This window comes from Glycomyces sp. MUSA5-2 (assembly GCF_037034145.1).
Taxonomy (GTDB): domain Bacteria; phylum Actinomycetota; class Actinomycetes; order Mycobacteriales; family Micromonosporaceae; genus Glycomyces; species Glycomyces artemisiae.
In genome coordinates this window covers 46,709-61,053 of the sequence record NZ_JBAGKG010000013.1, presented here as the reverse complement: position 1 = coordinate 61,053, position 14,345 = coordinate 46,709, and the positions used below count along the sequence as shown (strand labels likewise).

General features: G+C 71.3%; 12 protein-coding genes. All 12 read right to left on the bottom strand.

Annotated elements, in window-relative coordinates; genetic code table 11:
* Window positions 1-2: 2 nt before the first annotated feature.
* Window positions 3-776: an ABC transporter ATP-binding protein gene (locus WA640_RS26605; RefSeq protein WP_335991883.1), complete on the bottom strand. Its 774-nt coding sequence runs from the start codon at window positions 774-776 to the stop codon at window positions 3-5.
* Window positions 777-1,547 (bottom strand): ABC transporter permease, encoded by a 771-nt coding sequence (locus WA640_RS26600; RefSeq protein WP_335991882.1) that lies wholly within the window; start codon window positions 1,545-1,547, stop codon window positions 777-779. It abuts the gene before it with no gap.
* Window positions 1,544-2,401, bottom strand: a complete 858-nt coding sequence (locus tag WA640_RS26595; RefSeq protein ID WP_335991881.1) for an ABC transporter permease — start codon at window positions 2,399-2,401, stop codon at window positions 1,544-1,546. Before WA640_RS26595 ends, WA640_RS26600 begins: the two co-directional genes overlap by 4 nt.
* Window positions 2,398-3,357 carry an ABC transporter substrate-binding protein gene (locus WA640_RS26590; protein WP_335991880.1) on the bottom strand — a complete coding sequence of 320 codons (960 nt, stop codon included), beginning with the start codon at window positions 3,355-3,357 and terminating at the stop codon, window positions 2,398-2,400. The genes WA640_RS26595 and WA640_RS26590 overlap by 4 nt, the downstream gene beginning before the upstream one ends.
* 174 nt (window positions 3,358-3,531) lie before the next feature.
* On the bottom strand, window positions 3,532-4,587 hold the full coding sequence (locus tag WA640_RS26585; protein WP_335991879.1) for a glycerophosphodiester phosphodiesterase family protein: 1,056 nt from the start codon (window positions 4,585-4,587) through the stop codon (window positions 3,532-3,534).
* Window positions 4,588-5,240: 653 nt separating this feature from the next.
* Window positions 5,241-7,010, bottom strand: a complete 1,770-nt coding sequence (locus WA640_RS26580; RefSeq protein ID WP_335991878.1) for an ABC transporter ATP-binding protein — start codon at window positions 7,008-7,010, stop codon at window positions 5,241-5,243.
* Between the two features lie 136 nt (window positions 7,011-7,146).
* Window positions 7,147-9,021 (bottom strand): CASTOR/POLLUX-related putative ion channel, encoded by a 1,875-nt coding sequence (locus tag WA640_RS26575; RefSeq protein ID WP_335991876.1) that lies wholly within the window; start codon window positions 9,019-9,021, stop codon window positions 7,147-7,149.
* Between the two features lie 247 nt (window positions 9,022-9,268).
* Window positions 9,269-10,498 carry a methyltransferase, FxLD system gene (gene fxlM, locus WA640_RS26570; RefSeq protein ID WP_335991875.1) on the bottom strand — a complete coding sequence of 410 codons (1,230 nt, stop codon included), beginning with the start codon at window positions 10,496-10,498 and terminating at the stop codon, window positions 9,269-9,271.
* Between the two features lie 298 nt (window positions 10,499-10,796).
* The gene (locus WA640_RS26565) at window positions 10,797-11,750 is read right to left on the bottom strand and encodes a hypothetical protein (RefSeq protein ID WP_335991874.1); all 954 of its coding nucleotides are present in this window, start codon (window positions 11,748-11,750) and stop codon (window positions 10,797-10,799) included.
* Between the two features lie 109 nt (window positions 11,751-11,859).
* Window positions 11,860-12,669, bottom strand: coding sequence for a class I SAM-dependent methyltransferase (locus WA640_RS26560; protein ID WP_335991873.1), 810 nt, complete (start codon window positions 12,667-12,669; stop codon window positions 11,860-11,862).
* Window positions 12,670-12,876: 207 nt separating this feature from the next.
* A complete protein-coding gene (locus WA640_RS26555) occupies window positions 12,877-13,494 on the bottom strand; it encodes a LysE family translocator (RefSeq protein ID WP_106365090.1) in 618 nt (205 codons plus the stop codon).
* 106 nt (window positions 13,495-13,600) lie between these two features.
* Entirely contained in the window at window positions 13,601-14,311 is a 711-nt protein-coding gene (locus WA640_RS26550; RefSeq protein ID WP_335991872.1) for a YqeB family protein, read from the bottom strand.
* Between the last annotated feature and the right edge of the window lie 34 nt (window positions 14,312-14,345).

Sequence of the window (14,345 nt, the reverse complement as noted above, 5' to 3'; positions counted from 1 at the left end):
CTTCACGTCTCGCCCCGCTTCGCCGCCTGGATCTCGCCCCACACCTGCCCGCGGAGCTTCGCGAACGCCGGGCTCGACCGGGTCTCCAGCTGGTCCCGCTCGGGGCCGAGGCCGATGTGGACCTCGGCGCGCAGGGTCGTCGGCGGCGAGGAGAGGACGAGCACGCGCTGGCCGAGGTACACCGATTCGTCGATGTCGTGGGTGATGAACACGACGGTGATGCCGAGCCGGGACCACAGGTCGCGGATGAGGTCTTCGAGGTCGGCGCGGGTCTGGGCGTCGACGGCGGCGAACGGCTCGTCCATGAGCAGGAGGCGGGGCCGGAACGCGATGGCGCGGGCGATGGCGACGCGCTGCTGCATGCCGCCCGACAGCTGCCAGGGCCAGACCCGTTCCTTCCCTTCGAGGTCGACGAGGCGCAGCGCTTCGGCGACGCGTTCGCGCCGCTGCGCGCGGGTGAGGCCGAGGCGCTTGAGCGGCAGCTCCACGTTGGCGCCCACGCGCATCCACGGGAAGAGGCTGCGGCCGTACTCCTGGAACACGACCGCGGTGTCCTCGGGCGGGCCGTCGACTTCGCGGCCGTCCACGAGGGCGGTGCCGCGGGTGGGGGCGAGGAGCCCGGCGCACATGCGCAGCAGCGTGGTCTTGCCGCAGCCGGAGGGCCCGACAACGCAGACCAGCTCCCCTTCGGCCACTTGGAAGGTGAGGGCGTCGATGGCGGTGTGGACCTTGCCGTCGACGCGGTAGTCCCTGCCGATCCCGGCGACTTCGAGCACTCAGGCCTCCTCGGTGCGTTGGCGGTGGTACCAGTGCAGGACCGCGCGGTCGACACATGCGAAGACGGCGGCGAGGGCCGCGCCGAGGCAGCCGAGGAGCAGGATGCCGCTCCACATCGCGGGGATCGCGTAGCTGCGCTGGAACTGGACGATCGCGAACCCGAGCCCCGACTGGGCGGCGAACATCTCGGAGATGACCATGAGGATCACGCCGATCGCGAGCGCCTGCCGCATCCCCGTGACGATCCGCGGGCTCGCCCCGGGCAGGACGATCTCGGTGAGGGTCCTGAAGCGCCCCAGGCGGTATGCGGCGGCCGTGTCGAGCTGCACCGGATCGACCGAGCGGACCCCGGCGACCGTGTTGAGCAGGATCGGCCACAGGCACCCGGAGACGATCACGGCTACTTTCATGCCGTCGCCGATGCCCGCGAACAGCATGATGACGGGCACGAGCACCGGCGGCGGCACGGCCCGCGCGAACTCCAGGACCGGTTCGGTCGCATGGAACAGCCACCTGACGCGCCCGATGAGCAGCCCGAGCGCGACCCCGGCGGCGCAGGACGCGGCGTACCCGGCGCCGAGGCGGGCGACGCTGGGCATCACGTCCTCGCGCCAGCGCTCGGCGGTCCACGTCTCGCTGAACTCGGCGACGATCTCGCTGAGCGGGGGAAAGTAGAAGCTCGTCGACCCCGCAGAAGCGAGCCACCACACCCCGAACAGCACCGCGGGCAGGCCGAGGATCAAGAGCGCCTTGCGAACGAGCAGGATCACCGGGCCTCACCCCGCACGGCCGGATGCCAGGCGAGCACCTCGCGTTCGAGGGCGCGGACGCCGAGGTTGACGGCGACGCCGAGGGCCCCGGCGACGAGGATGAGCGCGTACATGCGCTCGGCGGCGCCGGAGGTCTGGGCGACGGCGATCTCGTGGCCGAGGCCGGGCGAGCCGATGACGAGCTCGGCGGTGACGGCGAGGACGAGCGCGACCGTGGCGGCGAGGCGCACCCCGGTCATGAGGTACGGCAGGGCGGTCGGCCAGGCGAGGTGCGCGAGGCGCTGCCACCTGGTGAGCCGCAGGCTCTTCGCGGTGTCGGCGGCGACGGGGTCGACGTCCCGCACGCCCGCGAGCACTTGGACGAGGACCTGCCAGAACGCGGCGTAGACGACGAGCAGCAGCGTCGAGGGCAGGCGGGTCCCGAACAGCAGGACCGCCAAGGGCACCAGGGCGACCGAGGGGATCGGGCGCAGGAACTCGATGGTGGAGGCGGTCGCGGCCCGCACCGGCGGGAGCGACCCGATGAGGATGCCGAGCGCGGCGCCGGCCGCGACGGCGATGGAAAGCCCTGCGGCCCAGGCGGTCAGGGTGTCGGCGAGGGCCCGCCAGAACTCGGCGCGCGCGAGGTCGCCGGCGAGCGCGGCGAGCACCGCGCCCGTGGTCGGGAAGTACCTGGGGTTCACCAGCGGCGTCAGCGGGAGCACCTGCCCTGCGAACAGCGCCGCGGCGACCCCGGCCGCACCGAGGAGCAGCGGTGGGACTGGACGCGGCCGGGGTCTGTTCGAGCGTGGCTGGTGGGAGTGGGTTCGCTTGCCGCTCATGGCGTCGAGGCGGTCTGAACGCTTGTGGCTCATGGCAGGAGCGCGTCCACGTCCGGGGGATTCTCGAAGATGCCGTCCGCCTCGCCGAGTTCGGCGAGGCGCTCCACGGAGTCCCGGTTGACCTCTGCGGGGAACGCCGGCAGGGTCAGGGCTGCGCGGATGTCGGGACTGATGTCGGTGTAAGTGCCCAGGATATCGCGCACGGCGTCGGGGTTGTCGGTCGCGTACTGCAACGATTCGGCGATGGCCTCGGAGAACCGCTCCACGAGGTCCGGATCCTCTTGGGACAGTTGGCTGGTGGTGAAGTACGCGGCGACGGTGAGGTCGGGTGCGGCGTCGACGTAGTTCCACGCGACGGGCCGCCCGCCCTCGGCCTCGATCATGGACTTGAACGGCTCGACGGCCCACGCGGCGTCGACGTTCCCGGCGCTGAGCTGCGCGGGCATGTCGGGGAACGCGACCTCGGTGAACCCGATGTCCGAGGGGTCGCCGCCGTCGAGGCGCACTGACTCGCGGATGGTCGTGTCGCCGATGTTGTTGAGCGTGTTGACGGCGACGGTGGCCGTGGCGAGGTCGGCGGCGGTCTGGATGGGGCTGTCGGCGGGCACCATGACGGCCCCGAAGTCCTCCCCTTCGACACCGGTGGAGGCCACGCCGTTCGCGACGATCTCCACGGGCAGGCCCGAGGACTGGGCGAGCAGCAGCGAGGTGATGTTCGAGAACCCGAAGTCGAACTCCTGCGCGGCCACGCCGGGCACGATCGCGGCCCCGCCCTGCGCCTCGGTCAGCTCCACCTCGATGTCGCGGGCCTCGAAGAACCCCTGCTCGATCCCGAGGTAGATGGGCGCGACGTCGACGATCGGGATCACGCCCACCGACACGGTGTCGACCCCGCCGTCATCTTCTTCGCCGCCGCCGCAGGCGGCGGTGGCCGCGACCATCGCGATCGCCAAGGCGGACATGGAGGCATGGGCAAGCTGGCGTCTCATGAGGGTGCCTCCCGGGAGGAGTGAGATGACGGCACCGAGTGTTCGCCATGCGAATACTCGTTCATATATCGAAACTAGTAGATCGCCCTCCCCCGGTCAAGACCGCGGACGCGAGGAGGGGCCGCCCCGGCGGCAGGGCGGCCCCTCTTTTCTCGGTGTTGCGATTCCTGGGTCTTAGGCCCGGCACTCCTCGCGCGCCTCGACGGCGAGGTCCGGGTAGTCGGAGAACACGGCGTCCACGCCGAGGTCGTAGAACAGCTCGAACTCGGCGAGGTAGTCGCCGCGCGCGGCCGGGTCGCTGCTGGAGCGGAAGTCCGCGGGCAGGAACGTGTTCTCGGCGCGGAACGTCCACACGTGCACGTCGAGCCCGCGCCGGTGCGCCCGCTCCACGATGTCGGTCGGCTCCTGGAGGTAGCCGTCGGCGTCGCGCGGGAAGATGCGGTTCTTGTTGAGGCTGATGGTGTCGAGGGTCCTCGCGTACTCGTTGAGCGTCGCGTTCGGGATCTCGCCCTGCCCGTCGATGTTCAGCCCGATCCGGTTGTCCACCAGCTCGTCGATGGTGAGCAGGCTCTCGTACTCGAACGACTGGATCCACACCGGCGAGCGCCGCTTGTCGAGCCCGCGCTCGTCGAGCAGGTCGGCGAGCGACTCCTCGATGCTCATCCCCTTGTCCTCGTAGTAGGACGGGTGCTTCATCTCCGGGTAGGTGATGACGGGCTCGTCGAGGGTGGCGACCCAGTCGAGGATCTCGTCGTACGTGACGAGCTGGAACTCGCCGTCGTGCGCGGCGCTCTGCGGCCGGATGTCGGGGATGCGCTCCTCGGCCCGGAGGGTCTTGATCTCCGCGAGGGTGAAGTCGTCGGCGAAGAAGCCGGTCACCGGCTTGCCGTCGATGTTCTTGGTGGTCTTGCGGTCCGCGAACTCGGGGTGGTCCTCGACGTCGGTGGTCTCGTCCAGCACCGGCTCGTGGCGCGCGATCAGCTCGCCGTCCTTGGTGAGCACCAGGTCCGGCTCGACCACGTCGGCGCCGAGCTCGACGGCGAGCTGGTAGGCCTCCAGCGTGTGCTCGGGCAGGTAGCCGCTCGCGCCGCGGTGGGCGATGACGACCGGGCCCGGGTCGTGCTGGGGACGGTGCGGCTTCGCGGCGGCCGGCGCGGCGGCGATGCCGATCAGCGCGGCCGCGGCGGCGAGCGCCGCCGCTCCGCGCAGGAGGGCGCCCTTGCGGGACATGTGGATCCGCCTTTCTCTGACGGGCGGTGCGCCCGTCGGGGGGTCTGGGTCACCCTCAGCCAACCGCGCGCGGCCGTATTCGCGCGGGACCGTAGTTGAACACGGCCTGAATCCTGGTTGAAATCGGGCGATTCACCCTAGCCCGCGGGACCGTCCATTTCGGCGCATCGCGCCGCGGGGGCGGCGCCCTGGCGCCGCCGCGGACGGGTGCACCCGATGCAGGGCCGCCGCTCCGGCGGTGGCGGCCACCCCGGCATACGCCACCTCGACCATCGGTCCGGTCACCGGAGCGGCGGGCCCCGGGCCGAACACCGCGGTCCACCGCTCCGGTGATCCGGGAACCGGTTTCTGCAATCGAGCGCCGATCAGCATTCGATAACAGCATGGACCGCTCTGTTCAGCCTGCCAAAGCGATAGAAATCGCTTTCTACAACATCTTGATACACCCGCGCCCGAACGTCAAGCATCGAAGCCCGCCAATATGGGATTCGCCACCCGCCCGGCACCGGAATGTCGGACCCCGCAGGCACTATCGAACCGGGGGGACCTCGCGGCGCCCGATTTGCGCAGACCCTCCGGGACGCTCCCGAACCCCCGCCCGGAACCGGCCGGGGCCGGACCGCTGCGCGGCCCGGCCCTCTCGTCCCTGTTCGCTAAGCGGCCGTGAGCAACTGCGAGGCCGCCAGGTCGCGGTAGAGGTCGTCCTTCGCCACCAGCTCGGCGTGCGTGCCGACCGCTCGCACGAGGCCCGCGTCGAACACGACGATCTGGTCGGCGCTCGTCACCGTCGAGAGCCGGTGGGCCACGACGATCACGTTGGTGCGCTCGGCCGCGTCGAGCATGACCTGCTTGAGCGACGCCTCGTTCGCGGCGTCGAGCTGCGAGGTCGCCTCGTCGAGGAGCAGCAGCCGCGGCTTGCGCAGCAGCGCCCGCGCGATGGCGACGCGCTGCCGCTCGCCGCCCGAGAGCGTGGTGCCGCGGTAGCCGATCCGCGAGTCGAGGCCCTCGGGGAGCTTCTCGACCAGCTCGGTGAGGCGCGCGGTCTTCACGACGTCCTCGATCTCGGCCTCCGTCGCGTCCTGCGCGGCCATCACGAGGTTCTCGCGCAGCGACCCGTCGAGGACCGGCGCGTCCTGCTCGACGTAGCCGATGAGTCCCCGCAGGTCCTCCAGCGGCCAGTCGCGCACGTCGACGCCGTCGACGGTGACCCGCCCGGTCGTCGCCGGGTAGAACCGCTCGATGAGCGAGAACACCGTGGTCTTGCCCGCGCCCGAGGGCCCCACGAGCGCCGTCAGGCCGCGCCCGCTGGACGCGAACGTCACGCCGTGGTGCACGAACGGCAGGTCCTCGGCGTACCGGAACGTCACGTCCTCGAACGCGACCTGCGCCGGGCCCTCCGAGGCCGCCACGCGCGGCTCGCCTTGTGCCGCTTCGGAGTCGAGGTTCGCGACCTCCTCCACGCGGTGGATCGCCGCAAGGCCGGTCTGGAGCTGCGAGAGCGACGCGACCAGGCCGTTGATCGGCCCCATCAGGTAGAACAGCAGCAGGAGGAAGCCGATGAGCGTGCCGACCTCCATGGCCCCGGAGGCGACGCGCGCGCCGCCGACGCCGAGGACCATCAGGAACGCGATGTTCACCGGCAAGAACGCAGCGACGCCCGCGAGCGCCTCCCACAGCGAGGCCTTGACGCCCTTGTCGCGGGCGGTCGTGGCGGCCGCTTCGAGGCGGCCGATCTCGTAGTCTTCGGCGCCGGAGGCCTTGACGGTGCGGAACGCGCTGAAGACGCGCTCCAGCAGGGACCCCATGTCGCCCAGGGCCTTCTGCGAGTCGCCGGTGGCGCGCTGGATGCGCGGCAGGATGAACACCATCATCACGGTGACGAACACCACCATGGCCATGGTGGTGCCGAACAGGACCAGGTCGAGCCAGGCCATGAGGGCGATGCCGCCGAGGATCATGAACGCGTCGGTGACGCCGCCGATGACGGTGGTGCTCGCGACCGTGCGCAGGAGGTTCGTGTCGGAGGAGAGCCGGGAGACGAGGTCGCCGGGCTTGAGCCGGTCGACCTCGGCGACCTGGAGGCGCACGAGCCGCCCGATGAGCTGCTTGCGTACCGTCAGGACCACGTCCTGCCCGGCGATCTGCATGAGGTAGGGACCGAGGGCGCTCAAGGCACCGCCGACGATCACGACCGCCCCGAGGTAGAGGAGCGGCCGGGTGAGGGACTCGCTGTTGGAGAGGGTGTCGATCACGTCCATCGCGATGAGCGGCTGGACGAGGCCGACGATCCCGCCCGCGAACGAGAGCGCGCCGCCGATGATCAGCAGGCGCAGGTGCTGGCGCGCGTACGCCCACAATCGGGTGATCGGGGCCCTGGCGGGGGCCTCGGGCGCGGCTTCGGTGGCCGGGGTGGTGTCGGTCATCCTGGTTCCTTCGGTCAAGGCAGCATCGTCGCTGCTCCCGCCGGGTGCTGCGGGACCCCATCGAAGCTACCCGGGCCGACCGACACCGGCCTCCGCTCACCGGAGTACTTCCGGCTCCGCCGGAAGTCGTAAGACCTCAGTCCTCGGCGAGGACGATGATCTTGTCGCTGGGCTGGACCATGAACTGGAGCGACTTGTCCGGGTTGAGGTGCACGCCGTAGCTGGGGGCCTGCTGCGCCTCGGCGACGACCCGGTACCCGATCGCGGTCTCGCCACGGCGCCGCGCCGACTCGGCGACCGTGTAGAAGTTGACCGGCACCCCCGGGCGCACGTAGTGGTCGGCGGGCTTGAGGTAGATCTCCGAGCCCTCGGGGCTGAACAGGTTCCCGAACACGTGCGACAGGTGCGGGTTCTCGGCGGTCTGCGTCAGCAGGAGGCTGATGAGCTTGTCGCTGACGATGAAGTCGTCGGCCTGCGTGACCTGCGCGAGTGTGCGGTTGCGGTCGTCGGCCATCTCGGAGACCACCTTGAAGCGGGTGTTCGAGCGCTGCGACATGTCGCGCAGGTGGAGCAGCGTCACGAGCGTCTTGGAGTCCGCGAGCTGCGGCGCGACGTCGTCGGAGCACAGCGCGATGATGTGGTCGTACGAGCCGGGGTTGAGCGATTCGAGCAGCACCCGGTCGGTGGTGTCGTCCTGCTTGAAGTTCAGGCCCTGCACGCGCATCGTCGGGCCGATCTTGCGGATCGCCTCGGCCGCGTCGGGGTGGTCGGTGACCACGTCGGTGACCGAGCCGGGCGCGACGTACTGGTCGAGCTGTTCGAGGACCATGCGGGTCTTGGCGTTCCAGCCGAGGATGAGCGTCCGCTCGGGCCGGTGCTTCTCCTCGGCGCGGGCGACGATCGCCGACTCGTCGATGAAGGGCCTGGAGCCGTCGAGGCGGACCGCGGAGTCGTCGGCGGCGATGAGGATGAGCTTGTCGCCGGGCTGGAGCTGCGCGTTCGAGGGCGGGTTGACGATGCAGCGGCCGTCCTTGGTGAGGACGCCGATGAACGAGGACGTGCGGTAGGAGTGCAGTGCCTGGCTCAGGGGGCGCCCGAACAGGTTCGGCTCCTCGACCATGTAGATCTCGTCGCCGCCGAAGTCGAGGAGGTCGGTGTAGACGACCGAGAGGCCGGACTGGCGGCAGGTCTGGACCATGAGGCGGGCCATGAGGTCGTTCGCGTCGACCACGTGCGCGCCGCGCCCGCCCGCGAGGCGGGCCGCGGGGAGGTTCCGGCTCTCCGAGACCGCGCCCACGACATGGCACTTCAGGGCGCCCTGGCCGCCTTGCGTGACGGCGAGGAGGCTGCGCACGAGCTGCGCGTCCGGGTCGTCCTCGCCGGAGGTGAGGAGGATGACGCTCTTGGCCTGACCGGGGTTGACGATCCCGATGTCGTCGGGGTCGGCGGGGTCGCCGGTGCGGCACACGACGTGCGTGGTCTTCAGGTCGCCGATCTTGGAGCGGATCTCGTCCTCCATCTCGACCTTGTCGCGGTCGGCGAGGATAGCGATCACGGCGCGCTTCTCGCTCTCGTTGGCCTCCACCAGTTCCGAGATGATGATGAAGACCTGGTCGGACCATCCGAGGATCACGGTGTGGTCCTTCTCGACCACGAACGAGCGGCCTTTGCGGAGGTCTTCGAGCTTCGCGTCCAGACCCGTGGTGAGGACACCGACGAGCGACGAGAGGATCACCAGTCCGCCGATGGTCGTGACGAACATGACGACCATGAACGGATATCCGACCTCGGAGTCGCCGGTAATGGTCCCGGCGTCGAGGATGTGCGTGAACGAAGTCCACAATGTACCGGCGAAGCCGTCGCCGCCGCCGACGATCGCCAGGAACAGCGCACCGATCGCAGTGAGCACCAGAGTGATGACGGTGAGCCATCCGATGAGCGCTTTCGTACCCTTCGACATGGTGTTGTCGAACCAATAGCGTGCCCGCTGCTTGAATGTCGGATCGGACATCGGGGGCGTCCTTTCTCATTTCGCGTGTTGTCGTCCGACCGACTCGGGGCGGAGGCGAGTGGGGCCGGGAGGGTTCCTCGGGGCGTCGACCATTCATAGCGCATTGCGTCCACTGCGACCGGTCGAAGCGGATCCGCTACTCGGGGTCACCCGAGTCCTTCGGGGGCCGCGAGGGGGCGTGCGGCGGCCGTCGGGTGCTGAACCACTCCACCCTAGAACGGGCGTCGGAAGGGGTTCGGGCGGGCCGCTATCCGAGGGCGTCGGCCACGGGCGCGACGCGGATCGCCAAGCGCGTGTGGCGCTTCGGCACGGTGAACCGCGCCCCCGCGGCGTCGGCGGGCGCCTCGCCCTCGCGGTAGGCGGTGATCTGGAGGCTCACGCCGTCGCGGCACTCGCGGTCCCACAGGTTCGCCTGGTCGGCGACCCGGGCGGCCAGCGCCGCGCCGTTCGGGCCGTGGCCGCGGACGCCGATCTCGTTGCCGCCGGGCACTTTCCGGCACACGACGTACGCGAAGTCGCCGCCCTCGACGACCGCGGGGTTGGCCCAGCGCATGAGGAGCCGCTGGAGGCCGTGGTCGCCGAAGGGCGCGCTCATGCGGCCGTAGCCGGGGAACGCGCAGGCGAGCCACAGCGACAGCTGGGTGGCGTCCTCGTTCACTTTGAGCCGCACGGAGGTCCAGACGGTGGAGCCGCGGCCGTCGAGGGCGCCTTCGGCTCCGGCGGCCTCGACCTCCTCGTCGACGTGGAAGGTGAGGATGCGGCCGGAGGAGAGTTCGACGGTGTGCCCTTCGTGGCTGCCGAGGCCGCGCATGGGCATGAAGCCGCAGGAGACGATGGAGCGGCTGCGCATGACGCCGCCGCGGTAGTCGAAGGCCACGGAGTGCTCGCAGCCGCGGATGCTGAGCGGGGCCACGAGGCGGCCGCCGTCGGCGAGCTGGTCCCACCAGGCAGGGGGGAGGTCCCAGGTGCCGACGGTGGCGATGACGCGGTCGTAGGGGGCGCCTTCGGGCCAGCCGAGTTCGCCGTCCCCTCGGACGGCTTGCACCCGTTCGCATCCGACGTCGTCGAGGGCCCGGCGGGCGCGGTCGACGGCGTCGGCGTCGATGTCGACGGTGGTGACGGCGCCTTCGGGGCCGACGAGCGCGTCGAGGAGCGCGGCGTTGTAGCCGGTGCCGGCGCCGATTTCGAGGACGCGGTGGCCGGGGCGCACGTCGAGCTGTTCGAGCATCTCGGCGACGATGGCGGGCTGGGAGGCGGAGCTGACGGCTTCGCCGTCGCTGTTGCGCTTGGTCACGTAGACGTCGTCGGCGTAGGCCGCGCGCAGGGGCGCTTCGGGGATGAAGCGGTGGCGCGGCACGGCGAGCATGGCGGTCTCCACCGACTCGCTCCGGAGCACTCCACTGGTCCGCAGGCCGCCGACGAGGCGGGTTCGGAGCTTATGCGCTTCGTTACCGGAGGTATCGGTGTGATCACCCACGACGCAAGCGTACGTCCGATGTGCCACGTCCGCCTCCCCCACATCCGCCCCCGGGACCCCCGCCACCCTGGAGCCCGTCTCCTCATCGCCCCGACCTCGCCCGCCCGGCCCGGCCTGGGCCGGCGCCGACTGTCGCACCCCGCTGGCACCGTTGAAGCCGGGGGCGACTGCGATCCGACACACCCGACCCCGGGTGGCCGAAGGCCCGACGCTCGCTGTCGCACTGTCGTACCGGCCGGGCACCGTTGAAGCCGGGGGCGGTCGAATTCGGACACGCCCGACCGCGGGGCGCGGCGGGTTACTCGGTGCGACCGCAGCGGTCGTCGAGCATCGCCCAGAGGTCCTCGCGCTGGGCGTCGGGGACGGTGATCGGCGTGGCGATCGGGTCGGCGGCCCCGGAAGCACCGCCGAGGAGGATCCAGACGGTGAAGCCGAAGGGCTGCTTGGCGTCGCCCACGGCGTGGCCTTCGCAGCGGAAGGCGTCGAAGACGAGCGGGACCGTGACGGTCTCGCCCGGGGCGCCCTGGAGCGGGGCGTCGGCGAGCGGCGCGGACTCGACCGTGAAGAGGACGCTCCCTCGGACTTCGGTCGCGCCCACAGCGGCCCCGTTCAGCGGCCGCAGTGTCAATCCTCCTTCCAGCGTGCCGTCGGCGGCTTCGGTCAGCTCCCCGAGTTCGATCGCCGTGGCGGCGGCGACGGCCTGGGCGGCGCAGGCTTCGCGGAGCAGTCGGTCAAGCGTGCCGTTGGGGTACGACAATTCGGCGGCGACCTCGTGGGCCGCGCCGTCCTCGGTCTCGACGTGGAGGACCGCCGTGGAGGGCTGCGCGGTGGAGTCGGGTCCGTCGGGGCAGACGCCCGCGCCGTACTCGGTGAGCAGGTCGCGGGTGCGGTCGCCGCCGGGGACCTCGCTGTCGAACTCCTGAATGCCCAAGGGCGCGAAGGAATCCGAGACGAGTTCGACGCCGGTGACGTGCACCGGCGCGTCGCCGTGGTTGGTCACCGCGATGGCGACGATCCCCGGAGCCATGAAGGAGCGGCGGATCTCGGCCGTCGCGGTCAGCTCCGGCGGGGCCGAAGGGCCCTGGACCGCATCGGTCTCCGCGTCGCCGCCCGGGACGCTCGCGTTCCCACCCGCATCGCCGTCGGCGCCGATCCCGGGCCCGGCGTCGCGGCCCGCGATGCTCCCGGTGAGCGCGGCCCCGCCCGCGGCCAGCAGGAACAGGCCGATGATGCCGATCCGCACCCATCGCATGGCGCCTCCCCGCTGCACTCGCGTCCCGACCGATCCGTTCAGTCTGGCACCGCCGCGCCCGCGTGGGAAGCCCCGCGGGCACGGCAGCGGTTGGGCGCCAACCGGACCGCTACTCGGGGACGACCGCCGCCGTCAGCAGGTGGTTGCTCGCGCCGATCAGCGACGGTTCGCGCTCGATGAGGCGCAGGCCGTCCATGAGGTGCGCGCGGGCCGCCTCGTCGTCGATGAGCTTCTCCAGGTCGGGCAGGTACCCCGGGAACCCTTGCACCGCATACTGCTCCGGCGCGAGCCCCGCGTCGGCGAACTCCGAGGCGGTCTCCGACGGGTGCGACAGGTGCGCGGTCGTGAACATCTCCTGGTCGTGGAACCGCAGTTGCCCGTCGCGCAGGACCTGGAGGCTGTCCTCGGCGGTGATGTTCCGGTCGATGCCGTGCGCCATGAACAGGAGCCAGTCGTTCCACGCCGCCGCGCGGTTGATCGTCACCGCCGCGACGAGACCGCCGGGACGCGCGCACCGCCGCGCCTCCGCGACCGCGCGCACCCGCTGCTCGCGCTCGGTCAGGTGGTACAGCGGCCCCATGAGCAGCACCGCGTCGAAACTCGCGTCCCCGCAAGGGAGTTCGCGCGCGTCGCCCACGATCGCGTCGACCCCCGGAATCTGCGCCGCGACGGCGACCTGGCTGGGAACGGGATCGACGAGCGTCACCTTGTGCCCGTCGGAAGCGAGCCAAGACGCGTGGACGCCGGTCGCGCCGCCGACGTCGAGCACGTCCAGCCCCTCGCCGGGAAGCAAGCGCCGCAGCAGGTCCTGCATGCGCGTGAACTCCAGGCGGCCGCGCGCGTTGCGGCTCAGCCGCTCCCGCTCGCCGCCGCGCTCGTAATAGGCCGCGATCTCGGATTCGAGTTCCCATTCATTCATGGGCACGATTGTCTGACAGCGGTATCCACCGCGCCACCGGGTTTCGCGCACAGGAACGGCGGCCGGACTTCCGGGTCCGCGCGCTCCCGCAAGTGCACAGGCCCGGTCGGCTGGCCGCCGCTGTGCTATCTCACCTCATCGCCCCGGCGCGCCCGCGCGCGGCTCCCCCGCGAGTCGGACCCGCCATGGCGTGCGGCGCAACCGGTGTCAGTTCGCGGCGACGCGGATCCCGAGGGTGACCATGACGGCGCCCGTGACCCCGTTGAGCCAGGCCCGCACCCGCGGCCGCTCCAGCACCGAGCGCATGAGCCCGATCAGGTTGGCGAGCAGCAGGTAGAACCCCGCGCAGACCGCCATCCCCACGGCCGCGAGCTCCACGATCACGAGCCAGTCCCCGCCGGTCCCGAGGAACTGCGGCATGAGCGCGGTGAACAGCACGACCGCCTTCGGGTTGAGCAGGTTGCACAGCAGGCCCGACCGGAACGCGGCCCAGCGGCTCATTCCCCGGTCGAGCGTGATCTCCGCGGCGGGCCGGCGCCGCTCCCGGATCGCGGTGACGATCCCGCGTATCCCCAGGTAGACGAGGTAGACCGCGCCCGCGAGCTTGACGGCGGTGAACGCGATCGCCGAGGCCGCGAGCAGCGCGGCGAGCCCGACCGAGGTCGACACGACCCACACCCCGATGCCGAGGCCGACCCCGACCGCGGTCCACATGCCGCTCCCGCGGCCGGACATCACGGTGTTGCGCACGACCATCGCGAAGTCGGGTCCGGGGACGATGGCGGCGAGGAGGATCGCCAGGCCGAAGATCAGCAGCACGGTCATGCACCGATCGTGCCACCGGCGCGGCCGGGCCGCATCGGACGATCGACAGGGTCGGTCGACTGGGTCTCGGGCTTCACCGCCACGAGGCGCCGCCCCGCCGCGAACGTCAGGCCGGGTCCGAAAGCCGCCAGTACTGCTTCTTGTCGCGGTCGCGCACGACCACGTCGAGCCCGGCGAGCTCCTCGCGCAGCTCCCGCAGATCGCCCTCGTTCGACTTCTCCAACGCGCGCTCGCGGGCCTTGAGCAGGGCGTCGGCACCGCGCGGGAGCCCATCGGCACCCGGGACCCAGCGCTTGAACTCGCCGCCGTACGGGTCGCCGCCCGCCTGCCACGCGTAGCCGTGCCGCCGCAGCGCCGCGACGAGCTGCTCGCGGTCGAGGTCGAACTCGACCTGCGCGAGCTCCTGGCGGCGGTGGCCGAGGACCACGAGCCGCTTGCCGTCGAGGAACACCGACGCGACGTCGCCGCGCGCCACCTCCTGCTCGTCGTCGCCGCGCTTGAACCGCATGCTCTCGCGCCCCACGGTGACCGTGAGCAGCTCGCTCACCACCCACAGCCCGAGCACGAGCCCGGCCGCGAACCCCAGCGCGAGCCCGCCGATGAGCTGCACGGCCCGCGGCAGGTCGGTCAGCAGCTCGAACAGGCCCTGGAACGGGAACCAGGACAGCCCCGTGATCCACTCGGCGATGAGCACGAGGCCCCACCCGAGCGCCGCCCCCACGAGCGGGAGGCCGATGAGGACCGCCGGGGCGACCCAGGGCGCATCGGCGACGACGGTGCCGCCGCTGCCGTCGGTCCGGGTGTTCTCGCTGGGCATGGGGCCGCCGCCTTTCCGTTGGATACGAACGAGG